Consider the following 26345-nt stretch of genomic DNA (forward strand, 5'->3'; position numbering starts at 1 on the left):
GTGTTCTTCATCTAAACTTCACAAAAGGTGAGGGATTACTTATTTACCAGCGTATATCTCTTTGGTACAGTAAACGGAAAATCGACCGGAACATTGCCATCAATTTTAACATACTGCAAATCGATATTTATCTTTTTCGCACCAGAAAGGGTATTAATTTTTAAAGCGCCGGGAAATAAAGATTCATTTAGTTTTTGATAGTCGGAGTAGGAAACCTTTAAAGCCTGTCCGCTTTTAGCATCGTTTAGGTTGGTTTCGGCAACTTTAAGCAAGGTATTGAAAAATAATTTATAGTCTAAGTTTTCCTTTGCGCCAGAAACTACCCAAACACCATTTGCCTGCTTAACATCTGATTGCTCCGTTAAAAACTCACCCATTGCATTGCCTGTTAAAACAGCCTGGAGGGTATTAAAATTAACCTGCTTATTGGTAAAATTGTAAATGTAACTGAAAGGCTTTTTTAAGTATTCGCTTTTTAATTTATTTTGGATTTTAATACTATCGGGCGTAATTAAGGCCCTGGCAACCTCTGCCAAACCGCCAAGAGCGGTTATGCTTACCCAAATGGTTTCCTTGTCTTTCATTCGAAAGTTCATGGTAACATCATTTGCATCGCCGTTAATATCGAGCGTAGCTTTTGCTTTTAATGAAAGCGTATTAAATTTTAACTGTTTACTATTCAATAAAGTCAAAGCTTCAGCCTTAGAATTATCAGCCTTTGTTTCCTCTTTGGCAGGAGGTGCAGCCACAATTTCCTTTTTTGGCTTACAGGCGGTTACCGAAATTGCGGCAGCTAAAACAACCAGGCTATTTAAAATACTTCTTTTCATTTATTTTTTTATTTAATAATTCTGAACCGTTTCCGGCTTCTCTTGCTTTTTGCCATTGCAGCACCGCAGCCTCTTTATCACCCTTCATAAAAAGGATATCGCCAAAACGCTCCAAGTAAACACCGTTCTTACTACTATTGTTTTGCAAGGCTTTTTCTATCCAAACCTTTGCTAAATCGTACTTTTGCTGCTTAAAAAGAATGAAGGCATAAGTATCTGTTACCGAGGAGTTTTCAGGCAAAGCATTAGCCGCTGTTTCTGCATATTTGGCTGCCTTTTCAAGGTCGTCATTTTTTAATGCCAGATAGTAGGCATAGTTATTCATGATAAGGTAATTATCCGGCTCGGTTGCAATTGCCTTTTCGAAAGCAGTTTTCGCCAAAGCAAAATTGTTTTGATTGATGTAAATGTCGCCCTGCAAAGCATAAACCTGAGCCTGTAAGCTCTTATTTTCTACATCTAACTGAAGGGCATTCTTTAAATTGGTTTGTGCAGCATCAAATTTACCTGTTTTAAATAAAGCGTAAGCCATATAATAATACAAACTTCCCTGGTTGGGGTAAATCGTTAGCGCCTCATCTCCAACAGTTACCGCATCCGCATAATGACCAAGCAAAGTTTGAATGTTAATTACCTGCTCCCAAACGGCATAAACTTGTGAGTTGAGCTTTAAAGCGGCTTTATATTGCACCAATGCCTGCTCCAGCTTACTTTGCTGATACAATACATCGCCGTATAAAGCAATTATTTTCGCATCGCCAGGATTTTTTTCGGCCAGAAGCTTACTTAAATCGCTGACATTCTTTGCAACAATAGGTTGGTCCATTTTGGGCATTAATGCTGCAAGAATTTTGAGCTTTTCAGTAACCGGCATTTCTTCACTTTCGAAAGCAAGCTTCAGTGCCGCAAACGCTTCTGTATCTTTTTTTTGTCGGCGGTAAATATCTGCCAACCCTAAATTAACCTCGAAATTATTGGGCTCCAGACTTTGCGCTTTTTGCAATACTTTTAGCGCTTCCGAATCATTGTTTTTCTGCAAAAGTAATCCGGCAGCATATAAGTAATTTTTAGCATCGGCTTGGTTGCCTTCCAATAACTTTACAATGTCGCTGTCGCTGGCCGTTCCATTATTTTGAAAACGTCTTTTTGCGTTTGATAATTCCCTCGATTCGCCGAATTTCTTTTCAATGGTATCGTATGTCTTTTTCGCCTCTTCAGGTTGGTTGGATAAAAACTGGGCGTTGGCTTTATCAAAGTAATACGCATCATTATCAGGCTCTACGCGAATTAGCTGATTAAAGACGGCAATTAATTCAGGCATTTTATTGGTTCGTTTATAAACTTCTCCCTGCAGCCTTAAGTACCATTTATTGTCCGGATTAAATTTAACGGCCTGCTTAATATTTAGTTCTGCCTCGGCCATTCTATCCTGGCGCAGATTTGCGTTGGCAAGCTCGAAATATGCGGCATGATTGGCGGGATCGATACTTAAAACCTTATTGAAATTCGTTGTCGCTCCAACAAAGTTATCAGCCATTTTTTCTTTCAAACCCGCAAAAAATAATTGCTTAACCACGTTGCTATCGCTGGTTAAAGCATAAGCTGGCCTTACCTGCGCATTGGTTTTGCAGCAAATAACAAACACTAAAAGAAAAACATATCCTCTAATCATATTTATTTGGATGCGTAATTATTTGAATTTGCGGTTGTATAACTGAATGTTCGACTTGCGACCGTAATGATGCTTTCAATCAAGCATTCCTAATTTTCCCTAAAGGTTCCCGGTGTGCCCGTAGCCTCCTTCGCCCCTGCCTGTTTCGCCAAGTGCGTCTACCGGTTGCCAAATCACTGTTTCATGTTTAGCGACGACCATTTGAGCAATTCTATCACCATTAACGATTTTAAAATCGGTATCTGATAAATTTATTAATAAAACTTTAAGTTCACCGCGGTAATCCGCGTCTATGGTACCCGGAGCGTTTACAATACTGATTCCATGCTTGTAAGCAAGCCCGCTTCTCGGCCTGATTTGGGCCTCGAAACCTACAGGCAATTCGATAAACAAACCAGTTGGAATAAGTTCACGCTGCATAGGCTTTAAAATAATTTCTTCGCTTATTGATGCTCTCAAATCCATCCCCGCAGCATGTGCAGTTTCATATTGTGGCAATGGGTGTTGAGATTTATTGATAATTTTAATTTCCATATTAAAAATGAATGAGTTCGAATGTTCGATTTTTTACCTTTTCAGGATTTTCATCAAATCTTTCTTTTCAAAATAAGCGATACCAGCAATGAAGGCAATAAGCATTGCGTTGCCAATGTAAATATTTCTGTTAAAAATGAAAAATGAAGAAAAAACGATAACAGTAGAAACGATAATGTAAGCTAAAATCTTTTTTAGGTTGTAAGGAATTGGGTAATATTTTTGCCCGAGGATGTAGGAAATTATCGTCATCGTTGCGTAGGCGGCCATTGAAACCCATGCAGAACCCATGTAACTGAACCTCGGAATTAAAACAAAATTTAAAACGATGGTAATTATGGCCCCGATTACAGAAATGTATAAGCCATACCGTGTCTGGTCTGATAGCCTGTACCAGATTGACAAATTCATGTAAATGCCTAAAAAAACATAGCCCATTAACAGGTAAGGAACGGCTGGCAAACCAACCCAATATTCTTCTGTTCTGATAAAAAATTTCAGAACTTCAATGTTGGCAATCAGGGCAACGAAAAGAACAGTAAGCGCAATTACGAAATATTGTAAAATGGTAGCATAAGTTTGCTTTGCATTCGAATTCTTTGCATGACTGAAGAAAAATGGTTCTGCACCTAAGCGAAATGCGGTAATAAAAATGCTTAAGAAGATGGCGAGTTTGCAAACCGCTCCATAAATGCCGACTTCTTCATTGGCGATGTTAGCAGGAAGCAGGTCTTTTAAAACAATCTTATCTAAATTTTCATTTACAATAAAAGATAAGTTAGCAATTAGAATAGGCCAGCTGTAAGAAAACATATTCGAAAACAGTGCCTTGTCGAATTTCAACTGCAGTTTTAAAAACTCGGGGATTAATGCTACAAGTGTTACCAAACTAGCAATAAGATTTGCAACAAAAACATAGCCTATCCATTGGTGGCGATACCACGTTTGCAACCATGATGCTCCAATCCAGTTATGTTTTATTATTGCCGGAAGTACAAAAATAAACAGGAGGTTAAACCCAACAAAACAACCGATATTCAAAAATTTAACAACACTATATTTCATTGGCCTCCCATCGGCACGCAGCTTGGCAAATGGGATTACGCAAATTGCATCAACAAACAAGATCCATAAAAAGAAGCTAACATATTGCTTATAGTCTGGTATTTCAGCCGCTTTGGCAGCCAGGTATGTTGCGATTCCATTAGAAAAAACCAATCCCGTTATTAAAAAAAGTGATGAAACAAATGCAATGCAGATGAAGGAATTATTATAAACTTCCTGTTTTTTATCTTCAAATTTATTTAAATATCTAAAATAGGTACTCTCCATACCGAAAGCCAATATTGCATTAATTAGCGAAGCATTCGCATACATATTGGTAAAAATTCCATACACACCTTTTTTATATACCGAAGTGTAAATAGGTGTTAAGATGAAATTGAACAACCTGGAAAAAACGGTACTAATGCCGTACACCATTGTTTGCCCAAGAAACTTTTTATATACAGACAATTGATTTTAGATTTTAGATGCTGGATTTCTTGTTTAATTTGTTTTCATCGGGATTTTCCAGGGATTAAATTCCTGAATTTACAGCCGCAAATCGCTTTACTTTCTTAAGACTTCAAAATTACGATAGTTTTTCATATCGCCTTCTGTAACAGCAACATTTTCCACGCGGGAGCGATCTGGCCCTTCGTTGCACCAGTTTACAAATTCTTCTAAAAATACATCTTCGCCTTCCGCTTCTATAAAAACAGAACCGTCTTTTTCATTTCTAACAAAACCATTAACCATCATTTGATTAGCTACAATTTTAGTGGTTTCTCTAAAACCAACGCCCTGAACTTTTCCGGTAATCGTAATATTAAGGTGTTTCATATCGATACAAAGTTAACAATGTTAGGCTTGTTTTTTTAATTGATGCCCTCCAAACGAAACTAAACCAAAAGCAATAGCGAAAATTAGATAAATAATTGTTGGCACTAATAAGATGGAATCAGCAGGATGCTTAGAAAAGTATTTTGCGAGCGCCAATCCACCCGTTAAAAAATGAAAAAAGTTGCCGATTGAAACTGGTTTACTGTAAATACCACCAATTAAATTTCCTTTCGCCATCCAGTTTAACAAAGCAAACCCAAGGTATAGTGCACCAAGAATTTGTATTATCATTTGTACTAATTCTGCTTCAGCCAATCCAGCGTAAATCATGATTTCACGCGGAGCGAAACTACAAACAAGACCAGCCGCAGCCAGGCAAATACTGCTGGCAGCCATTAAATATTTTGTATTCATTTACTATCACTTAAAATTTTAAATCTGAAATTCTGTTTTTTTCCAGATTGAAATTTTCCCAAATTTCTTCCAAAATCACTTTCGCTGGCTTAATTTCGCTAAGCATGGCGGATATCTGGCCAATTTCGAGTTCGCCATTTTGCATATCGCCCTCAAACATGCCAAGTTTTGCCCTAGCTTTTCCGAGCATTTCTAAAAGCTGGCTACTGTTGGCGCCATCTGCCTCTGCCTGCGAAACGGCATCAGCAAATTCATTTTTTAAGAGCCGCACCGGAATCAGCTTCTTCATCGCCAATTTGGTATCGCCCTCCACTGCTGAAATAATTTTTTGCTTAAACGCCGGGTGCGCCGATGATTCTTCGGCAACCGCAAATGCAGACCCGATTTGAACGGCATCTGCCCCAAGTGCGAAAGCTGCCAACATGGATTTCCCGCTGGCAATTCCTCCTGCGGCAATCACAGGAATGCTAACCCTTGCTTTTATCAACGGAATTAAACACATGGTGGTTGTTTCCTCACGGCCATTATGTCCGCCGGCTTCAAAGCCTTCGGCAACTACCGCATCAACACCGGCTTCCTGGGCTTTTAATGCAAACTTTGTGTTGGCAACCACATGAACAACGGTGATTCCCTTTTCTTTTAAAAAGCTGGTCCAGCTGGCAGGGTTACCCGCTGAGGAAAAGACAATTTCAACTCCTTCTTCTACAACAATATTAATAATTTCCTGGATGTGGGGGTACAAAAGCGGAATGTTTACCGCAAATGGATTTTTTGTCGCTTCCTTACACTTTTTAATATGTACACGCAAAACTTCCGGATACATGGAGCCAGCCCCAATGATGCCTAATCCTCCGGCATTCGAAACAGCCGAAGCCAGTCGCCAGCCACTACACCAAACCATTCCGGCCTGGATGATGGGATACTTTATGTTTAAAAGTTTACAGATTGGATTCATCACTTATACTATTTTAACCACTTTTTCGCTTTCGATGATAAAATCTTTTGATAGCTGAACGAGGTTTAAACCAGGCGTTTTACCAACCTCAATTGTTCCAAATTTCTCTTGGCAACCTAAAAACTCGGCGCCATTAATGGTTGCCCATTGCAAAAGCTTTTCGAAAGTAAGCTTTTTATAGGTTTGAATTGTTTTCATCTCCGCCAGAATATTTAGCTGATGATTGCTCGCCAAACTATCGGTTCCTAAGGTAATCTTTAAGTCTTCTTTAATAAACAGCTCAACATCGGGTAGTTCATTTTCTATGTAAAGGTTGGCCTGCGGACAAAGGCACCAATATAAATTTTGGTTATTTCGGTTCGCAAATTCAACATCTTCCTGGCTCGAAACGGTATTGTGTACCAATAATGTTTTCCGGGTTTTGATAAACGGCAGCCAGCTTTGTAACGATGTTTTGCCTGTAGGTTGGAAAAATTCAATATCCAAGCCCAAAAATTTATAGAGATTTAGAAAACCACCTGATTTAGATTTAAAAAAATCGTTTTCACTGCTCGTTTCCTGATTATGGATGCTCATAAAAGCATTTTCGCGTGCTGCATGCTCCGTTATTAAGCTGAAAAGTTGCGGTGAAACTGAGTATGGTGCATGCGGTACAATCGACGCCGGTAACGGGGAAAAATCGTTTTTCAGGCTAATTGCAAAATCCATTATCGTATTTGCCCTTTCCGGATTAAAACCCATTGCTTCTACAAAGGTGTGGTAAAATATTCTACTGTTCTGTTTAATTTCTTTCGATACGAGTTGATTAGAGATATCGCCAACAGCTACGATTCCATTATCAAACATCTGTTTATCGGCATTTTGCATGGCTAAACTAACCTTTTCAGCGTCAGCCTGCCTGCTTTTAATAACGCTTTGCACAAATTCTACTAAACCGGTTTGCACAGGTATCTGGCCTAGCATGTGCGATAGTTCTAAATGGCAATGTGTGTTTACGAAGCCAGGAACAATCGCACCCTCATACTTAACAATTTCCACGTTAAGGTTTTGAGCAGCGTTTTCGGTTAAAACAGCGTCGACTTCTCCGTTTGCCTTAACAGCTATTACTGCGTTTTGCATTGGAGGTTTATTCACCGGAAAAATCCAATCGGCTGAAATGTATTTTAGCATGCAGCGAATTTAAGATTTTTGATTTACGAATTATGATTTGTGATCTACGTAAATAAACGCGATTGAGTAGTTTTAGATTTTTAAGGAACACTTAACCAGGACTGAAAAGCGTAAATTAAAAAGAGCCTCCTATCGGAATCGAACCAATGACCTACTGATTACAAGTCAGTTGCTCTACCAGCTGAGCTAAGGAGGCTTTTATCGGGCTGCAAGTATAGAAAAAAAATTCTTTCGGTAAAAAAGTTTTTTAAAATTTATCCTTAACAGGATGCCTTTTTGGTAGCGTATGCAAAGCTAAATACCTATTTCAATCTCTCCTCTACAGGCATTTTATTTGGCATTTGGTTTTTCGTAAATAGTAGCATCGGCAGTAGTTAAATAAACCCGATATACGTGAATGCCGCTTTTCGCGGCAGCAACATTAGCGGGACGGACAAAAAATTTTACTTCCGACCCTGCTTTTCGAATCTAAATTTGTCTTTATAGTGTTTTTACTATGGGTTTATTGGCAAATATGATGTTAATACCCACAACCTGTGGAGAAAGTCTACAGTTTATCATTCCGAAATAAAATGCAATAAACTGATATTGAATGTTTTAAGATTTTGCTCAAGCTTTGGCATCATTATGAAACATGGAAGAGTATTGTTACACATATTAATTTTTAAAAATCATATACTATGAAAAAGTTCATTTTATCAGCTACATTCTTAGCGTTCGCAGGGTTCTCAGCAGTACAAGCAAGTGAAGTAAAAGATTTCAAAACTACTGCAATTGTTGCAGTTCAAGATAGCGCAGTTAAAACACCAGTAAAATTGGAAGAGTTGCCAGAGCCAGTAACAACTGCTTTAAAATCTGACGCTTACAAAGGCTGGACCGCAACTGAAGCGTGGTCGGTTAAAGAAGGCACTAAGGAGTATTACTTAATTAACGTTAAAAAAGAAGCAGAAACTGGATCTGTGAAAATTGATAAAGACGGTAAACCAGTTCAATAAGATAAGCCCGATTAAGGCATAATCAACATAAGTGCAGCCTTTGGCTGCACTTAATTATAAGAACCACAAAATTGTTTCGGCAATTAACATATAACATTTTGAAACATAGTAGTTGAACTATTAATAATCAGTTACGCAACATTGTTTTATCACCTCAAAAAATAAAAAAGATGAAAAAGTTAATTTTATCAGCTGCATTCCTGGCATTTGCAGGATTCTCAGCAGTACAAGCTAGTGAAGTAAATACATTAAAAACTGCTGCTGTAATTGCAGTACAGGATAGCGCTGTAAAAACGCCCGTAAAATTAGAAGAATTACCGGAGCCTGTTACCACCGCGTTAAAATCTGATGCTTATAAAGGTTGGACCGCAACCGAAGCGTGGTCTGTTAAAGAAGGCACAAAAGAATATTACCTTATCAATGTTAAAAAAGAAGCAGAAACAGGTTCTGTGAAAATTGATAAAGATGGTAAACCAGTTCAATAAATCCCAAATATTACATCTACCTAGTATTAGAAAGGCCAGTTTTTAACTGGCTTTTCTTATTTTTGTTGTATGGCGAAAATCCTGATTTTAGAAGATGATACAACATTTGCCCAGTTACTTGAAGGTTTTTTAAGTAAAAACAGCCATGAGGTTACGCTCGTAACCCACATTAAACAATCTTTAAAATTAATTGAAAATGAGTCTTTTGATCTGTTTTTAATTGATTACCGTTTGCCCGACGGGATCGGTTTTGACTTAATCAGTCATGCCAGAAACCTTGGCCTCTTTACCCCCATTATTGTGATGACGAGCTTCAACGATGTTCGTACAGCTGTAAAATCCATGCAATTGGGCGCTTTCGATTACATTACCAAGCCGGTTAATCCCGATGAACTTTTGATGGTGATTAAAAATTCTTTGAATAAAAAAGATTCGAAAGAAATAAAGCTTGAGGGAAATGATGCCGATTTCATAAAAGGCAAAAGCGCCATCGCAGACCGATTATATGAACATATTGCCTTAGTGGCACCAACAGATATGTCGGTAATTATTCAGGGAGAAAGTGGAACAGGAAAAGAATTTGCCGCCAGAACTTTGCACCAGCAAAGTAAGCGGGCAGACAAACCTTTTATAGCGATTGATTGCGGTGCTTTATCAAAAGATTTGGCTGCAAGCGAGTTGTTCGGGCACATAAAAGGTGCTTTTACTGGCGCATTGAACGATAAGAAAGGCCAGTTTGAGGCGGCTAATGGCGGCACATTATTTTTAGACGAGGTTGGAAATTTAAGTTACGAGGTGCAGATTAAATTACTTCGTGCGTTACAGGAGCGGGTGATTTTACCTCTAGGAAGCACCAAACAAATTGCCGTCGATGTACGGATTATTACTGCAACAAATGATGACTTAGTAAACAGCATTGCGGAAGGCGAGTTTAGGGAGGATTTATACCATCGGTTAAATGAATTTAAAATTCAGCTGCCCGCTTTGAGGGATCGGGGTGGCGATTTGGAACTATTCATTAACCATTTCATCGGTTTATCGAACCGAAATTTGGAAAGAAATGTAAAAAGCATCTCTGCCGAAGCCAAAACTTTATTACTAAACTACGATTGGCCCGGAAATCTTCGCGAATTGAGCAACGTAATTAAGCGCATGGTGTTGTTAACGCCTGGCGATGTTGCACAGGTAAATGCCTTGCCCGATGAAATGATGATTTCCGTTAACCAGCAAACCTTGCCGGGAAGTTCTTCAGATTTAAAAGCGGTTAACGAGCAGAATGAAAAGACTTTGATTGCCGAGGCTTTACTCAAAGCAAAGCATAATAAATCCAAGGCAGCGAAAATGCTAAATATCGACAGAAAGACGCTTTATGCAAAAATGGAAAGGTACGGTATTGATTAGAACCGGTTGCTTAGGGGCAGAATTTGGCAACCTGCTTGCCCGGCTAATGGAAACCAAAGTCAACAAATGCAATAAAAATTTTTGCTTTACCAAATAAAATGGAGGAAAAGGGCGATTTCCTTAAAGCATATGTTTTTGCTTTAAGCGTCTAAATTCAGTTTAAACAGGCGTTGGTTCTGTACCGATCGAAAGTTTAAGAAAAGCGATGCAGCGAAGAGGTTTAGCCAGCAAACTCCATTTCTTCCATCATTTTAATTAAAGCATTTAACTTTTTAAGTTGTATAACAACTTCAGTTTTAATGGTTGTTGACAAACCCTCTTCAGCAATTTCAAGCTCGAGCAACCTGAAAGATTGGGCGAGGGTTTTAGAGCCCATTTGTGCCGTTCTACCGGCAAGGCGATGTACAATTAGCCGGCTTTTATCGTGATTATTTTCTTCAAGGTAAATTTCCAGTTCTGCAGCATCGTCAACACAATCCTGCCTAAACCTGGTTAGAATTTTCTCGAGCATTTTTTGGTCGCCAAAAGTCATTTTCTCAATTGATGAAAAGTCGAACTCGGGCTGTTCGGTTAATATTTCTGTTTTATCAAAAATAGAAAGTAAATCTGCGGCTCTGAAAGGTTTCATTATTAAACCATCAAATCCTTCGCTCAAAACCACTTCCCTTTCTTCTGGCAAAACCTGTGCGGTTATAGCATAAAACTTAACCTCAGCAGGAAGCTTTTTCTTCAGCAAATGGCGGAGTTCCAGGCCAGTCATTTCGGGCAGGCGCATATCTACAAGCACATACTTCAAATTTTCATCAGGCTCCTGACGCAAAATATCGGCAACCTCATTGAAACTTCTGTATGGAATTTCATTTTTTTCGAATATTAAACCACAAAGGTCGAGGATAAGTTTGTCATCATCGATAACCCAAACCGTACCAGGGTTTACAAATGCGTAATGCTCCAAATCAAGCGCATCGGTTACCTTTTCGTTAGTTTGCTGGTAGGTTAGGTAAACGTTAAAGGTTGTACCCTTTCCTGGTTTACTTTTTACGTGAATTCTTCCACCCTGGGCCTCAATCAGCGACTTTACAATCGGCAAGCCCAAACCTGTTCCGGTTTGGTTGAGCACATATTGCTCCGGCGATTCTATCTGCTCAAATTCATTAAAAATTCTCGACATATCTTTCTCCTCGAAACCAATGCCTGTATCTTGTATCGTAAAATTAAAATGCAGATTGTCTATTTGTTTCTTGCACGAAACCCGAAGATTAATTTCGCCCCTCAACGTAAATTTTACAGCATTACCGAGCAAGTTGAAAAGTATCTGTTTTAACCGGAAGGCATCACCTTTTATAAATTCTACATCTTCCAAATCAAAATCGGTAACCAAAAGCAACGATTTTTGTTCTGCCAATGGCCTAACCACAGACGTTACTTCCTCTAAAATTTTTCGAATATCGAAAACCTGGTTATTAAAGCTAAACTCACCAGAAATAATTCGGTTATAATCCAGTACCTCATTTACAATCTGAAGTAAATGTATAGACGACTGGTAAATCGCATTTATATCTTTCTTTTTCGGGTTATCCTGTTGGGCAATGAGTTCTGCATAACCTAAGATAGACTGCAAAGGTGTTCTGATTTCGTGGCTCATATTAGAAAGAAACCGCTGCTTCGCCTTGCCATGGTATTCGGCTTCGTCTTTAGCCATTTCCAATTCCTTCCGATAGCGATTACTCTTTGTAATGTCGGTCAAAATTAGATAAAGGAGTATAACCGTAAGCAAAAAGAAGGCGATGATAATTGTTGTAATTTGGGTAATTCCATCGTTTACCACCTCTTTCGCCTGTACGCCATTAAAATCGACCTGGGCAACGGCTTGCCCCTCAACTTCGCGTAAAATTTGTAAAATCTGATTGGTTAAAGCATTGCTTGCATTTGATAAATCGGCCTCGCGTTTTAAAAACTTCTGACTTTTTTGCCTTTGCTCTACCTCAATATTTTTGAGTGAGCCAGTCATGCTTTTCATAAGGCTGTCTTCGGCCCTGGCATTCAGCGTATCGCGTTTTACCTTAAATTCTTCATTAATAATTTTATAAACGTCAGCCTTTTTTTTGCCAAAGAGCTTACTTAGAAAACCCCGCGATTTTTCTTCGTTATCTGGTGCAACTGTGGTGGTGGAGGTGGTGGTTTCGGTGGTTAAAACAGCGCTATCAGTTTGGCGTGAACGGGTTGCAACAAGTACGTTGAGTTTTTTAACTTCATCAGAAAATGATTTAGTGTTTACCAAGGTTTCGCGAACCTGTAAGTAGGAGAGGAATTGTTTATCTCGCTCTACCAACAGGTTTCTTATGGATTTGATTCGTGCCAGCTGCAACGAATCGCCTTTATAAAGCTTGCGTAGTGTATCTAAACTTAAACGTAATTTTCTCGATTCTTTTAAGAAACTCGAATTGCCCTGCTTGTTAAAAGCTTCGTCTCTTTGCAACTGGTCGAGCCTTGCAATTTTGTGCGACAGGTCGTTAACGATTCGCAATCTATCATTCGGTGCAGATATTTCCTCAACGGTATTAAGCATCCGCGTGAAAGCAAACTTACTGATGCCCCAGGCCAATACCAAAGCAAAGCAGGCGAATAAAAAGCCAATAATAACTTTACTTTTTACTGCCCTGAAGAAACGTTTTTGGATTTCGACTGCCATTAAATGTAAATTGTATTCTCTTATTTAAACGAACATTTTGCAGAAAACACATGTTTTAACTACTTAATACAAATAAGACAATGTGAAGTTTTGATTTTTTCTAGGCTTGCCAGCCAAAATTGAGTTACCTGCAAAATAAATCGTAAAGAAATTAAGACCCCTCAATTCAGAAAATATCAAAGCTTAAAAGAATAGTTTCTGTTGATTCCATGTTTTTCTGGCAATTTTTATACTTTTAACCAAGCCAAAACTAATGAACCGCATCGATCGCCTTTTTGGGATTTTAACGCTACTCCAGTCGAGAAAATACATAACTGCCGAGAAAATTTCTGAGCGGTTTTGCATAAGTATCCGCACCGTTTACAGAGATGTTAAAGCCTTACAGGAACAGGGCATCCCCGTTGGTTTTGAACAGCCTAAGGGTTATTTTTTAGTTCAGGGCTATTTTTTGCCGCCAGTTTCTTTTAATATGGATGAGGCAAATGCTTTACTGCTTGTAGAAAGTTTGGTTAATGGTTTTGCCGATAACTCAATCCGATCGCATTACGTGGCAGCCCTTACCAAGGTTAAGGCGGTTTTAAAAACGAGTCAGAAAGAAAAGCTTGAAATGATGAACCAGCACATTAAGTTGCAGGTTCCTGATCGTTTGAGATTTAATTATGAATACCTGTCGCTTATTCAACAGGCAATATCTGAAAGAAACATGGTAGCGCTCGAGTATAAAAATGCGAAAGACGAAACGAGTAAACGCGAAGTGGAACCCATTGGTTTAATATTCTATGCATTTAGCTGGCATCTTATTGCCTGGTGCCATTTCAGAAATCAATACCGTGATTTTAATTTAACCAGAATCATTTCTTTGCAAACGCTTAACAAAGCTTTCTTAAAAACCGAGCACATGCCATTAAGTGATTACATGAGCATGCTGCCAGTAAATTTTTAAACTCCCCTAACCTGGTTTGGGCACCTTTGCTGTACAGGCTTAACAGATGTGCATTAAATTGGCTTAAATAAACCCGACAACAGCGAACACGCAGTGTTAACCTTTTCGGTTAACAATGTTGTAAATCGAATGGCGGGAACTGACTAAGCGAAGAATTACCGAAAACTGCTTTTCTAAAAAAAAATTCCAAATAATTTTTACACTGCCATAGGGTTGTCACCCGCTCCTGTTTCTTTTGTATTACAAAACTTAAAACACCATGAGCATAGCAGACCTATTATTAATGGAATTAAATACAATTGAACGAACAAAACACAAGAACATGGACATTATTAAAGCATTACTGAAAGAATTCGAAGCCGAGTTTAACACTACAAAAAAATTTTTGGCGCTGGTACCTGTCGATAAATTTGACTGGGCACCGCATGAAAAAAGCATGAAAATGAAATCGCTTGCGAGCCACATTGCCGATTTACCAAGTTGGGTAAGTTTGGCCTTTACAACCGATGGATTAGACTTCGCAACAGCACCTTACGAAGAAAAAAAGGTAGAAAGCAATGAAGATTTGCTTAGGATACTAACAGAAAGCTATGAAAACGGAAAAGCTGAACTGGAAAAAGCGGACTTACAAGCCTTTGATAAACAGTGGATTTTAAGGAATGGCGAGCAAATTCTAGGCGATTTAACCAAATATGAAATGATGCGGATTGCTTTTAGCCAAACGATACATCACCGGGCACAGTTGGGTGTTTACTTAAGGTTGTTAAACATTCCGATTCCGGGAAGCTACGGACCAAGTGCAGACGAACAGAATTTTTAATTACCTGTAAGGGTTTAATTAGCTTATTTGCCACTGAAGCCGAGCAGCAGAAAAGGCATCCAAAAGCCTTTGATGGGAATCAGGGTTTCGGTGGCAAATTATTTTAGGCGTTGGTTTAACTGCGAAATCGCCGCCGAAACTCTGATTAATTAAACAATTTATTTCCGTAAAATTGCAGTATGAACAACAACTCTGCAACCCGGTTAAACAAATTTATTAGCGAAAGTGGTTTGTGTTCTCGCCGCGAGGCAGATAGATTTATCGAAAAGGGGACGGTTTTTATCAATGGTAAAAGAGCAAAAATCGGCGACCAGGTGTTGGCGGGCGACCGTGTAATGGTGAATGGACACAACATTGAACCGAAAGAAGCGTCGAACTTTATTCTTTTGGCTTTTAACAAGCCCGTTGGGATAACCAGCACTACTGAATCAAATGTTAAAGATAATATTGTTGATTATGTAAACCATAGTGAGCGGATTTTCCCGATCGGTCGTTTAGATAAGGATTCATCTGGTTTAATTTTTTTAACCAATAACGGCGATATTGTTAATAAAATTTTAAGGGCCGGCAATAAGCATGAGAAAGAGTATTTGGTTACCGTTAACAAACCGGTTACCGAAGATTTTATATTCGAAATGAGTAACGGCGTACCGATTTTAGGCGTAAATACGCGTAAATGTAAAGTGCGCCAAGTTGGGCCTTTTGTGTTCAATATTATTTTAATTCAGGGGCTGAACAGGCAAATCAGAAGGATGTGCGAACATTTTGGCTATGAAGTAACTAAACTGGAGCGTACCAGAATTATGAATATTAACCTCAAAGGCATCCCAGCCGGAGAGTTTAGGGAACTTTCGGAAGCGGAACTGAACGACATCATGAAAAGTGTTGAAAAGTCTTCATCAGAGGCGGCATCAAAACCGAAAAACACCAAAAAGAAAACCAATTCCTGGGAAGAAATATCTGAAGAGAAACAAGAACAGCCCAAAAAATCTTTCAAACCCTCAAAACCTGCCCATAAACCAGGAGCAAAAAAATCTTCAGGAAATGCATCTGCAAAAGCGGGCGTTAGAAAGAGTTCTTCAAGCAGAAATGCGAAGCCTGCGCAAGGCAGGGCAACAGGAAAATCAAACGGCAAACAAAGAGGAAGATAAGCCAAAAATTTGTAAAATTCTGAATTTCAAATGTGTGCATTACGCATTACTGTTTCAGCTTAGAGGCTTTTTAAGTACCTTTGCATGAATCATTTGTCGCGACACAAAGATTCACCAGGCGGAAAGAAACGATGAAAGATCTTCATAATTTCCGCATCGGGTTATTACAGGGAAAATAAAATGTTAGAAAGAACAGCAAAAAAAACTGATATCCGCTCATTAGATTTGCCACAGCTCCAGCAACATCTGGTTGCAATGCAGCAGCCTGCTTTCAGGGCGAAACAAATTTACCAGTGGTTATGGGAAAAATCGGCAACTAATTTTGATGAAATGAGCAATCTTTCTAAAGATTTGCGCAAAGCCTTAGATGAAAGTTTCGCCATTAACGCTGTTCAGGTTAACAACTCGCAGTTTAGTAACGATCATACGATTAAAAATACCTTTCGCTTAGCAGATGGAAATATCGTAGAGGGCGTTTTGATTCCTCTGGAAGACCGGATGACGGCTTGTGTAAGTTCGCAGGTGGGCTGTAGCTTAACTTGCAAATTCTGCGCAACCGGTTATATGGACCGTAAACGCAACCTTAATGCCGACGAAATTTACGATCAGGTTGTATTGATTGATAAGCAGGCAAAACAAAACTACAATAACCCATTAACCAATATTGTTTACATGGGCATGGGCGAACCGCTTTTAAATTACGCAAATGTACTTAAATCAATAGAACGCATTACCGCTCCAGATGGTTTAAACATGAGCTATAAACGCATTACAGTTTCAACAGCCGGAATTGCGAAAATGATTAAAAAGCTTGGTGATGATGGTGCTAAATTTAATCTGGCACTTTCGCTACACGCCGCTGACGATAAAAAACGAAACGAGATTATGCCAATTAATGAGGCAAATTCTTTAAAAGCGCTGGCTGATGCATTGAAATATTATTTTGCTAAAACTAAAAATCCGGTGACTTACGAATACATCGTTTTCAATCATTTTAACGATGAAATTTCTGATGCGATGGATTTGGCAAAGTTTTGTAAACACATTCCCTGCAAGGTTAACTTAATTGAGTATAATCCAATTTCTTTTGCTGATTTTACTAATGCCGAAGGTGATAAAATTGATGCCTTTTCAAATTACCTGAAAAGCCAGGGCATAAATACCAACATTCGCCGTAGCCGTGGAAAAGACATTGATGCCGCATGTGGGCAACTTGCCGTGAAAGAAGAAGCGAAGGCTTAATTTAGTTTCGGTAAGCGAACATGCTTACATTTTGGAAATGTTGCCGGAAATGTTATATTTAATATAGCTAATAGCATCGCTTCACCATGGAAATTCTAAATTCAAACAAATCAATATTCAGGCATTGGGGCGCTGATTTGATTGCGCTTTTGTTTCCAAATTTGTGCAACGCCTGTGGAAATACCTTGTTTCGAAATGAAAGTCTGATTTGTACCAAATGCCTTTACGATCTGCCCTATACAGATTATCATATCCATGCAGATAACCGCGTTGCCAAACAGCTTTGGGGACGATTACCATTGAACGCCGCGATGGCAATGTTATATTTTAGAAAAGGTGCTAAAGTTCAAAACCTGATTCATAACCTAAAGTATAACAGCAAAACTGATGTTGGGCTAATGCTCGGCAGCCTGCTGGGCGCACGGCTAAACAGTAGTCCGCTTTATAAAAATATCGATTTGATTATTCCGGTGCCCTTGCACCAAAAAAAACAGCGTTTGAGAGGCTATAACCAAAGTGTTTTTATTGTACAGGGCATTGCTGAAAAGATGGATGTGCCCTTTAGTGAAGATACGCTAATTAGAACCATTTCAACAGAAAGCCAGACAAAAAAGAGCCGATACAACCGGTATGAAAATATGAAGCAGGTTTTTGAGGTACAGAACAAAGAAGCAATTAAAAACAAACACGTTTTGCTTGTTGATGATGTTATTACGACCGGCGCCACACTTGAAGCATGCGCAAATGTATTGCTCCAAAATGGTGCCGCAATGGTAAGCATTGCAGCTTTGGCATTCGCAGAATAATTTCCTCATATTTGATGTATGTCTAAACTCGTTAGCCTATTATTTCTGATTGTGATTATGATATCGGCTTGCCGGAAAGATGAGCGCATTACTACAGATACTGATGCCAAACTTTCGTTTTCAGCAGACAGCATACTCTTCGACACCATTTTCACAAGCATTGGCTCTACAACCAAAAGAATTAAGATTTTAAATAAAAATGCTGGTGCACTTAATATTTCGGAGATTAAGCTTTCAGGCGGAAACGCATCTTCATTTAGGCTAAACATTAATGGGCAAAATACTTTAGGTACAACCAACCTAATTTTAAACGGACAGGATTCGATAAACCTTTTTGTTAAAGTAACTATAAATCCCGATGCCAAAAGCACAGCTTTTTTAGTTCAGGATTCTATCATCCTGACCTCAAACGGAAATAAAAAAACAATCCAGCTTTTAGCTTACGGACAGAATGCGGTTTTTATTAATAATGGAAATATTGATAAATCTACCAGCTGGACTAAAAACCTGCCATACATTATAAACGGAGCAGTGACGGTAAAGAACGGTGCAACTTTAACGGTAGAACCCGGAGCAAAGGTTTATTTCCACAAGGATGCGACAATGAATATCGAAGGCTTTTTAAGTGCAAATGGTTCGCCTAATGCGCCGATAAATTTCTGTAGCGACAGGCTGGAAGACGCATATGAGGATGAACCCGGACAATGGCAAGGGCTATATTTTAAACAGAATGGTGGCGGTGTAATCAAGCATGCAATTATCAAAAATGCATCCGTCGCAGTTACTTCAGATTCATTATCGGCCAATGCAAATCCAAAATTAATATTAAGCAACAACGTAATTAAAAATATGCAGGTTGCTGCCTATATTGGCTACCATTCAGAATTAATTGCTTTTAATAACTTGGTTTACAATTGTGGAAATTACTTAATTTACGCCATCGGTGGTGGAAAATACAACCTAAAACAAAACACTTTTGCTGGCATAAATCCTAACTTTCCACGCAAAAATGCAGCCTTAACCTTTTCTGATTATTTATCAGCGAAAGCATACAATAAGTTAGAAATTGAGTTAACAAATAATATAATCTGGGGAGATTTGGAGAACGAACTGAGCATTCAAAATAAGCCCGGTATTGCTCCGCAGAACAAAATTATTCGCAATCTAATTAAAACAACTGCTACCAATTTCACTGCAGAAAACATTATTAATGCCGACCCTAGGTTTACATCAAAAACGTCAGCAAACTTCAGGGTTTCTAATGGAAGTGCGGCATTAAAGCAAGGTGTGGACTTAAGTGGAGATCCTTACTTTAACAGCTATCTAAATAAAGATTTAACAAATACAACCAGAACTTTCCCTTCCACGCTAGGATGTTATGAAAACTTTTAGTTTTTTTTAACTTTCTAAAACATTTTAGAATTCGCTGCGTTATATATTCGAGAGCGTTAATTTAGATGGTAAGGGTCGATATTTCTTCAAAAGAATATCGGCCCTTTACTTTTTACAAGGCTTCTAAAATTTAGGGCAAACAAAAACGCCCTGCATAAAAATACAGGGCGTTTTCTTAATTTATCTAATTTCAAAACGAGCTAATATCTGCTCAAAAAATCATCATAGGCTAAAGCAATTCCTTCGGGCAACTCAATTTTATGTTTCCAACCTAAGTTATGAAGTTTGCTAACATCCATTAATTTACGCGGCGTGCCATCTGGTTTGCTTGCATCAAAAACCAGCGTTCCCTCGTAGCCCAAAACATCTTTAATCAGAAGCGCTAAATCTTTAATGGTTAAATCATGACCAACACCAATATTTATCAAATTTGGCTCATTGTAGTTTTCCATCAAAAAATAGCAGGCATCTGCTAAATCATCAGCGAAAAGAAATTCGCGCATCGGCGAACCAGAACCCCAAACGGTAACCTGCTCTTCATTGTTAATCTTTGCCTCGTGTACTTTACGAATTAAGGCTGGCAAAACATGCGAATTTTGTGGATGGTAGTTATCGTTATAGCCATATAAATTGGTTGGCATAACGGAAATAAAATTACAGCCATACTGGTCGCGGTAGGCATCACACATTTTTATACCCGCAATTTTTGCAATGGCATAAGGTTCATTTGTTTCCTCCAGCGTACCGGTTAACAGATAATCTTCTTTTAACGGCTGCGGAGCCATTTTTGGATAAATACAACTCGAGCCTAAAAACATCAGTTTCTTAACGCCAGTTAAATAGGCGTTATGGATAACGTTGTTTTGAATCGCCAGATTTTCAAAAAGGAAATCGGCCCGATAGGTATTATTTGCAACAATGCCACCAACTTTCGCAGCAGCAAGAAAAACGTAATCAGGCTTTTCTTCAGCAAAGAAATCACCTACCGCCTGTTGGTTACGAAGATCCAATTCTGCCGAAACCTTGGTTACAATATTGGTGTAACCTTCTTTCTGCAACTTGCGATAAATGGCTGATCCAACCATGCCGCGGTGTCCGGCAACGTATATTTTAGAGTTTTTTTCCAAGAGACTGTCTTATTTAATTTTCAGTTTCAACCTTTCGGTGAATGTTTTATTTATAAAGTGGAAATGCACTTACCAAACGCTCAACTTCAGCTTTAACGGCGCTTAAATTTGCTTCGTCGTCCGGATTAGTCAAAACCTGGTCAATCAAATCAACGATTTTTTCCATCTCTGTTTCTTTCAAGCCCCGGGTGGTAATTGCTGCCGTACCTACGCGGATACCAGAAGTTACGAAAGGTGATTTATCATCGAAAGGAACCATATTTTTATTTACGGTAATTTCCGCTTTTTCAAGCGCATTTTCGGCGACTTTACCAGTTATGTTTTTATTACGAAGGTCGATTAACATCAGGTGATTATCTGTTCCGCCTGATATGATGCCGTAACCTTTTGCAACAAAGGCCTTCGCCATAGCTTGGGCATTTGCGGCAACCTGCTTAATGTAAACACCGTATTCATCACTTAGCGCCTCGCCGAAAGCAATCGCTTTAGCTGCAATAATGTGCTCTAATGGTCCACCTTGCGTACCCGGGAAAACTGCCATGTCGAGCAAATTACTCATCATTCTCGGCTCGCCTTTTGGTGTTTTTAAACCCCACGGGTTTTCAAAATCCTGTCCCATCATAATCATACCGCCACGAGGACCACGTAAAGTTTTATGCGTTGTAGTGGTTACGATATGGCAATGTGGCAGCGGATTAGCCAAAAGCCCTTTTGCAATTAAGCCCGCAGGGTGTGAAATATCTGCCAGAACCAATGCCCCAACTTTGTCGGCTACTGAGCGAATAAAAGCATAATCCCACTCTCTCGAATACGCTGAAGCACCACAAATAATCAATTTAGGTTTTTCTGCAAGGGCAACTTCTTCGAGCTTTTTATAATCTATTAAGCCTGTTTCTCTATCTACACCGTAGAAAAATGGCTGGTACAATTTCCCTGAAAAGTTTACTGGAGAACCATGCGTTAGGTGACCACCATGCGACAAATCAAAACCTAGAATTTTATCGCCCGGCTGAATAACTGCAAGCATTACCGCAGCGTTTGCCTGTGCACCAGAATGCGGCTGTACATTAACCCATGCTGCACCAAATAATTGTTTAGCCCTATCGATAGCAATTTGCTCTACCACATCTACAACCTGGCAACCGCCATAGTAGCGTTTACCTGGCAAGCCTTCGGCATATTTATTTGTAAGTACGGAGCCAGCGGCCTCCATAACCTGCTTGCTCACAAAGTTTTCTGATGCGATAAGCTCTAAGCCGTGCTCCTGGCGGTTTAGCTCTTTATCAATAAGTTCAAAAATTTGGTTGTCGCGTTTCATCCTTATATTGGGTTTGTTATTTTTTTGGCAAAAGTAAGAAATTACAAGTTAATTAAGCGCCTATTAGGCCATTGCTTTTACATTAAAGTTATTAAAGCCACTACCAATGCTTATCTCAACGATTTGCTGTTGCAGCATTTCTAAAATCGCCAAGAAATTATAAACAAAGTGCACCTTATTTTCTGAGTTTTTTAATACAAGCGCAAAATCGAGTTGTTTATTAATGTTTAAAAGATTGGTGATAAAATGTTTTTGCTGCTCGATAGTGTAAGGATACTGGATAACTGTGTGTTTAACCTCCTGGCTCCGCAGCTCATATTTCTCTATCGTTTTTTGATAAACCATCAATAATTTGTACAAATCGAGGGATAGAAGTTCATCCTGGTGGACAGACGATTCTGCAGCCAGCGTTAAATCAAGCTCAATATTTCCCCTTCGTTCTTGCTGCATTCTTGCCTCTTCGAAAACTTTCAGTTCTTCGGCTACAGATTTAAACTTCTTGTATGCAATGAGCCTCGCAATTAAATCCTCCTCAGGATTAATTTCGTTCCCGGAATCATCTACCTCGATTCTTGGCAACAGCATTTTCGATTTAATGCGCATCAGCGTGGCGGCTACGAGGATAAACTCGCTCGCAACCTCAACATTAAGGGCCAGCAACTTGTGAATGTAGGCGAGAAAATCATTTGTGATTTTGGCAATTTCAATGTCCTGTATGTTTAACTCGTCGCGTTCTATAAAAAACAGCAACAGGTCAAACGGGCCTTCAAAAACGGGAAGTTTTATTTCAAAATTTTCTGCTTGCATTGCTAAAAACAAACATACTGAAATATCAAATACATTTTAATACCTCGAAATTTAAAATGCATGTTAAGCAAATGTTTGCATTAAATTAAGCCTACATTTTACTAACATGGGCCTGGTTGTGTTTATTGAACTTTTTTTTCTTAAATATTAGAACAAAAATACCTTTCTTTGTATCTTGTTTTTTACCCAAAATACCGAATGCAAGTAAAAGCTGGCCCCCTATTATCTAAAATTAACTATCCTGCTGATTTAAAGCAATTTAGTGAAGCTGACTTAGAACAAATAAGCCAGGAATTACGTCAATATATTATTGATATTGTGAGTGTAAACGGTGGCCACTTTGGCGCCAGTTTAGGTGTTGTAGAGCTTACGGTTGCACTTCATTATGCCTTAAATACACCTTATGATAAACTTGTTTGGGATGTTGGGCACCAGGCTTACGGGCATAAAATATTAACCGGCCGCCGCGATCTTTTCCACACAAACCGTATTTACAAAGGCATTAGTGGTTTTCCTAAAATTAGCGAAAGTGAGTACGATACATTTGGTGTTGGGCACTCTTCTACTTCCATTTCGGCAGCGCTGGGTATGGCTGTAGCTTCGCAGATTAAAGGCGAAACCGACAGGCAACACGTCGCGGTAATTGGCGACGGCGCCATGACCGCAGGCCTGGCATTCGAAGGGCTGAATCATGCAGGAATCGAAAACAGTAATGTTCTGGTAATTTTGAACGACAACTGCATGTCTATCGACCCCAATGTTGGCGCCTTAAAAGAATACCTTACAAACATTACAACTTCAAAATCTTACAATCGCTTTCGCGATGATATATCTCAGGTATTAACAGGACTTTCGAAATTAGGACCTAATGCCCATAAGTATGTTAAGAAAATCGAGAAAAGCATAAAAGGCACTTTATTAAAGCAGAGCAATTTATTCGAATCGCTAAACTTTAGGTATTTTGGACCTGTTGACGGGCATGATGTTAAACGCTTAGCTGCCATTATAAAAGATTTAAAAGATATTCCTGGTCCGAAATTACTGCACTGTGTTACGGTAAAAGGTAAAGGCTTTGCATTGGCAGAAAAAGATCAAACGAAATGGCATGCGCCAGGTTTGTTCGATAAAATTACAGGAGAAATTAAAAAAAGTATTCCTGATAAGCCACAGCCGCCAAAATACCAGGATGTTTTTGGCCATACAATGGTTGAATTGGCAGAGGCAAATGATAAGATTGTTGGTATTACGCCGGCAATGCCATCCGGTTCATCATTAAATATAATGATGAAAGCTATGCCAACACGTGCTTTTGATGTGGGTATCGCAGAACAACATGCAGTAACTTTTTCTGCAGGTTTAGCCGCACAGGGACTCGTCCCTTTCTGTAATATCTACTCAAGTTTTATGCAAAGGGCTTACGATCAGGTTATCCATGACGTTGCCATACAAAAGCTTAATGTTATTTTCTGTTTAGACAGAGCAGGCTTAGCTGGTGCCGATGGCGCAACCCACCATGGCGCTTATGATATCGCTTTTATGCGTTGTATCCCGAATTTAGTTGTTTCTTCACCGATGAACGAGGAGGAGCTGCGAAACTTAATGTATACCGCACAACTTGACAATGCAGGGCCTTTTGTAATCCGCTATCCCCGTGGAAACGGTGTTATGCCGGACTGGAAACGACCATTCAAGGCGCTTGAAATTGGAAAGGGACGGAAAATTTGTGATGGTGAGGAGGTTGCCTTACTTACAATTGGCCATGTCGGAAACTTTGCAGTAGAGGCGAGAGCCGAATTAAACAGCGAAGGCCTTTACCCTGCACATTACGATTTACGCTTTGTTAAGCCATTAGATGAGGAAATGCTTCATGAGGTTTTCTCAAAATATAAACATATTATTACTGTAGAAGATGGAACGCTTCAAGGCGGCGTAGGTTCTGCAGTGTTAGAATTTATGGCCGATAATGGCTACACGTCCAATGTAGTTCGCCTTGGTATTCCTGATCAATTTATTGAGCATGGCGAGCAGGCAGAACTTTGGGCAGAATGTGGTTATGATAAGGCATCGATAATTGAAGCCGTTAGAAAAGTTGGCGTTAAACGTACAACCAATACGATGGTAGGCTAACAGAATTAGCTTCAATAATAAAAAAAGGCCTCATTTGATTTATAGACTGCCCCCCAAATGTTAGACGAAATTAGTAATTAATTATTTAAGGCATGAACCCGATATTCGATTGGGCTCATGCCTTTTAGATTCAGTCTTATNATAGACTGCCCCCCAAATGTTAGACGAAATTAGTAATTAATTATTTAAGGCATGAACCCGATATTCGATTGGGCTCATGCCTTTTAGATTCAGTCTTATCCTGTCATTATTGTAATAGTTAACATATTCGATTATTTCTTTCCTTAATTCATTGACCGACCTGTACTTTTTCAGATAGAACAGTTCCGATTTAATGGTGCCGAAGAAGTTTTCTATAATTGCATTATCTAGGCAATTACCCTTTCGGGACATGCTCTGAACAATTCCATGCTTCTTGAGCGTATTGCTATATGCCCTCATCTGGTATTGCCAGCCCTGGTCTGAATGTAGTCCAACCTGGTGTGTTTCTTTACCTTTGCCAGCCCTTTTTTCAACATCTCTGTAATCTGTTCGAAATTGGGTCGTTCAGAAAGCGAATAGCTTATGATCTCCCCGTTGAACAGGTCAATAATTGGAGACAGGTAAAGTTTCTTTCCCGATACACTGAACTCGGTAACATCCGTTGCCCACTTTTGTAAAGGATGATCGGCTTTGAAGTTCCTCTCTATAATATTGGGCGCTATCTTGCCCTGTTCGCCCTTGTAAGACCTATACTTTTTGACCCTTATGATACTCTTCAGCCCCAGCAGGTTCATCAGAGACAGAACGGTTTTGTGGTTGATCGCATAGCCCTGTTTCCGTAGGGCATAAAGGATTCGTCTGTAGCCATATCTTCCCTGGTGCCTGGCGCAGAGCCCTGTAATGGCAGCTTTCACAGCCATATACTTGTCTGGAAACTTGCTCCGTTTTATGTAATAGTAGTAACTGCTACGGGCCATGGCGGCAACCTGCAGCAATAATGCGAATTCGTGTTCTTGCCTTAATTCAAGGATGATCAGTGCTTTTTCCTTTTCTCTGCTTCTTCTCTCTGGATCAAGGCTCGTAACTTTTTTAAAAACGCGACCTCCGCACGTAAACGCTTGTTTTCTTCCAAAACCTGTTCATGCTCGGTTAAGTCTTTTTCTGCTGCTTTTTTCGAAATCTTTGGCTTCATAAGATGTTTAATCCCTCTTCTTTCCTCGGAAAGTCCCTCAGCTCCATCGGACGCGTATATCCGCAACCAGTTGGACAGAACGCTAGTTGCCCTGATGTTAAATTGAAGACATGCCGCTCTCAAAGATACTTTATTGTCCATAAAGTAACGGATAACTTCAAGTTTGTTCTCTAAGGAATAAATYGTTGACTGTGGTTTAAGTCCAGCTTCGCCAAAACGTTCATAGAACTGTAACCATTGACTTAGCATCCGCCTTTCAAGAGCATTTTCTCTTGAGATCTCGACCACAGACCTATCTCTTTTTAATACTTGATTGACAATAGCTAATTTAAATTCTAAACTATGCTTAACTTTTCTGCTCATAAAAATGCCCCCATAAAGTGTCTAACTTTTTGGGGGCATTGCA

At 39.2% G+C, this 26345-nt stretch carries 25 protein-coding genes and 1 tRNA gene; 10 read left to right on the forward strand and 16 right to left on the reverse strand.

Features of this window, described 5'->3' with window-relative positions; translation table 11 throughout:
* Positions 1-35: 35 nt before the first annotated feature.
* The 9 genes from ASG14_RS15925 to ASG14_RS15965 all read right to left on the reverse strand — a co-directional run bounded on the left by ASG14_RS15925 (position 36) and on the right by ASG14_RS15965 (position 7655).
* Positions 36-830, reverse strand: coding sequence for a DUF4292 domain-containing protein (locus ASG14_RS15925; RefSeq protein ID WP_056872049.1), 795 nt, complete (start codon positions 828-830; stop codon positions 36-38).
* Entirely contained in the window at positions 808-2502 is a 1695-nt protein-coding gene (locus ASG14_RS15930; protein WP_056872050.1) for a tetratricopeptide repeat protein, read from the reverse strand. Before ASG14_RS15930 ends, ASG14_RS15925 begins: the two co-directional genes overlap by 23 nt.
* 99 nt (positions 2503-2601) lie before the next feature.
* A complete protein-coding gene (gene dut / locus ASG14_RS15935) occupies positions 2602-3036 on the reverse strand; it encodes a dUTP diphosphatase (protein ID WP_056872051.1) in 435 nt (144 codons plus the stop codon).
* 33 nt (positions 3037-3069) lie between these two features.
* On the reverse strand, positions 3070-4551 hold the full coding sequence (locus ASG14_RS15940) for a lipopolysaccharide biosynthesis protein (RefSeq protein WP_235528605.1): 1482 nt from the start codon (positions 4549-4551) through the stop codon (positions 3070-3072).
* Positions 4552-4647: 96 nt separating this feature from the next.
* Positions 4648-4920: an acylphosphatase gene (locus ASG14_RS15945; RefSeq protein ID WP_056872053.1), complete on the reverse strand. Its 273-nt coding sequence runs from the start codon at positions 4918-4920 to the stop codon at positions 4648-4650.
* Positions 4921-4941: 21 nt separating this feature from the next.
* Complete coding sequence (locus ASG14_RS15950; RefSeq protein ID WP_200940358.1) at positions 4942-5334, reverse strand: hypothetical protein; 393 nt, start codon at positions 5332-5334, stop codon at positions 4942-4944.
* A gap of 10 nt (positions 5335-5344) precedes the next feature.
* Positions 5345-6289: a nitronate monooxygenase family protein gene (locus ASG14_RS15955; protein ID WP_082491651.1), complete on the reverse strand. Its 945-nt coding sequence runs from the start codon at positions 6287-6289 to the stop codon at positions 5345-5347.
* A 3-nt stretch (positions 6290-6292) separates the two neighbouring features.
* Positions 6293-7459, reverse strand: coding sequence for an amidohydrolase family protein (locus ASG14_RS15960; RefSeq protein ID WP_056872055.1), 1167 nt, complete (start codon positions 7457-7459; stop codon positions 6293-6295).
* 123 nt (positions 7460-7582) lie between these two features.
* Positions 7583-7655: transfer RNA gene (locus ASG14_RS15965), tRNA-Thr, on the reverse strand.
* Positions 7656-8139: 484 nt separating this feature from the next.
* On the opposite strand from ASG14_RS15965, the gene ASG14_RS15970 reads away from it, so the two are divergent.
* The 3 genes from ASG14_RS15970 (at position 8140) to ASG14_RS15980 (ending at position 10340) form a co-directional block, all read left to right on the forward strand.
* Positions 8140-8454: a hypothetical protein gene (locus ASG14_RS15970; RefSeq protein WP_056872056.1), complete on the forward strand. Its 315-nt coding sequence runs from the start codon at positions 8140-8142 to the stop codon at positions 8452-8454.
* Between the two features lie 170 nt (positions 8455-8624).
* Entirely contained in the window at positions 8625-8939 is a 315-nt protein-coding gene (locus ASG14_RS15975; RefSeq protein WP_056872057.1) for a hypothetical protein, read from the forward strand.
* 69 nt (positions 8940-9008) lie between these two features.
* Positions 9009-10340 carry a sigma-54 dependent transcriptional regulator gene (locus ASG14_RS15980; protein WP_056872058.1) on the forward strand — a complete coding sequence of 444 codons (1332 nt, stop codon included), beginning with the start codon at positions 9009-9011 and terminating at the stop codon, positions 10338-10340.
* Positions 10341-10560: 220 nt separating this feature from the next.
* On the opposite strand, the gene ASG14_RS15985 is transcribed toward ASG14_RS15980, so the two are convergent.
* Complete coding sequence (locus ASG14_RS15985; protein WP_056872059.1) at positions 10561-13032, reverse strand: ATP-binding protein; 2472 nt, start codon at positions 13030-13032, stop codon at positions 10561-10563.
* Positions 13033-13285: 253 nt separating this feature from the next.
* Between ASG14_RS15985 and ASG14_RS15990 the strand changes: the two genes are divergently transcribed.
* The 6 genes from ASG14_RS15990 (at position 13286) to ASG14_RS16015 (ending at position 19386) form a co-directional block, all read left to right on the forward strand.
* On the forward strand, positions 13286-13975 hold the full coding sequence (locus tag ASG14_RS15990; RefSeq protein ID WP_056872060.1) for a YafY family protein: 690 nt from the start codon (positions 13286-13288) through the stop codon (positions 13973-13975).
* Positions 13976-14234: 259 nt separating this feature from the next.
* Positions 14235-14795, forward strand: a complete 561-nt coding sequence (locus ASG14_RS15995; RefSeq protein WP_082491641.1) for a DinB family protein — start codon at positions 14235-14237, stop codon at positions 14793-14795.
* A 179-nt stretch (positions 14796-14974) separates the two neighbouring features.
* On the forward strand, positions 14975-15946 hold the full coding sequence (gene rluF, locus ASG14_RS16000) for a 23S rRNA pseudouridine(2604) synthase RluF (protein ID WP_056872061.1): 972 nt from the start codon (positions 14975-14977) through the stop codon (positions 15944-15946).
* Between the two features lie 180 nt (positions 15947-16126).
* Entirely contained in the window at positions 16127-17188 is a 1062-nt protein-coding gene (rlmN, locus tag ASG14_RS16005; protein WP_056872062.1) for a 23S rRNA (adenine(2503)-C(2))-methyltransferase RlmN, read from the forward strand.
* An 86-nt stretch (positions 17189-17274) separates the two neighbouring features.
* On the forward strand, positions 17275-17994 hold the full coding sequence (locus ASG14_RS16010) for a ComF family protein (protein WP_056872063.1): 720 nt from the start codon (positions 17275-17277) through the stop codon (positions 17992-17994).
* Between the two features lie 18 nt (positions 17995-18012).
* Positions 18013-19386: a hypothetical protein gene (locus ASG14_RS16015; protein WP_056872064.1), complete on the forward strand. Its 1374-nt coding sequence runs from the start codon at positions 18013-18015 to the stop codon at positions 19384-19386.
* 200 nt (positions 19387-19586) lie between these two features.
* Here the strand turns inward: ASG14_RS16015 and ASG14_RS16020 are convergent, their stop codons facing one another.
* From ASG14_RS16020 to ASG14_RS16030, 3 genes are all read right to left on the reverse strand, one after another.
* On the reverse strand, positions 19587-20513 hold the full coding sequence (locus ASG14_RS16020) for a GDP-L-fucose synthase (protein WP_056872065.1): 927 nt from the start codon (positions 20511-20513) through the stop codon (positions 19587-19589).
* Between the two features lie 46 nt (positions 20514-20559).
* Positions 20560-21831 carry a serine hydroxymethyltransferase gene (gene glyA / locus ASG14_RS16025; RefSeq protein ID WP_056872066.1) on the reverse strand — a complete coding sequence of 424 codons (1272 nt, stop codon included), beginning with the start codon at positions 21829-21831 and terminating at the stop codon, positions 20560-20562.
* 63 nt (positions 21832-21894) lie between these two features.
* Complete coding sequence (locus tag ASG14_RS16030) at positions 21895-22638, reverse strand: ScpA family protein (RefSeq protein ID WP_056872067.1); 744 nt, start codon at positions 22636-22638, stop codon at positions 21895-21897.
* A 198-nt stretch (positions 22639-22836) separates the two neighbouring features.
* On the opposite strand from ASG14_RS16030, the gene dxs reads away from it, so the two are divergent.
* Positions 22837-24765 (forward strand): 1-deoxy-D-xylulose-5-phosphate synthase, encoded by a 1929-nt coding sequence (dxs, locus tag ASG14_RS16035; RefSeq protein ID WP_056872068.1) that lies wholly within the window; start codon positions 22837-22839, stop codon positions 24763-24765.
* Positions 24766-24942: 177 nt separating this feature from the next.
* Here the strand turns inward: dxs and ASG14_RS20720 are convergent, their stop codons facing one another.
* From ASG14_RS20720 to ASG14_RS16050, 3 genes are read right to left on the reverse strand one after another with little or no spacing between them, the layout of a single operon-like run.
* Positions 24943-25206 carry an IS3 family transposase gene (locus tag ASG14_RS20720; protein WP_082491643.1) on the reverse strand — a complete coding sequence of 88 codons (264 nt, stop codon included), beginning with the start codon at positions 25204-25206 and terminating at the stop codon, positions 24943-24945.
* Entirely contained in the window at positions 25203-25784 is a 582-nt protein-coding gene (locus ASG14_RS16045; RefSeq protein ID WP_369817232.1) for an IS3 family transposase, read from the reverse strand. The genes ASG14_RS20720 and ASG14_RS16045 overlap by 4 nt, the downstream gene beginning before the upstream one ends.
* The gene (locus ASG14_RS16050; protein WP_056872070.1) at positions 25781-26302 is read right to left on the reverse strand and encodes a helix-turn-helix domain-containing protein; all 522 of its coding nucleotides are present in this window, start codon (positions 26300-26302) and stop codon (positions 25781-25783) included. Before ASG14_RS16050 ends, ASG14_RS16045 begins: the two co-directional genes overlap by 4 nt.
* Positions 26303-26345 lie beyond the last annotated feature (43 nt).

Source organism: Pedobacter sp. Leaf194 (assembly GCF_001423945.1).
In the GTDB taxonomy this organism is placed as follows: domain Bacteria; phylum Bacteroidota; class Bacteroidia; order Sphingobacteriales; family Sphingobacteriaceae; genus Pedobacter.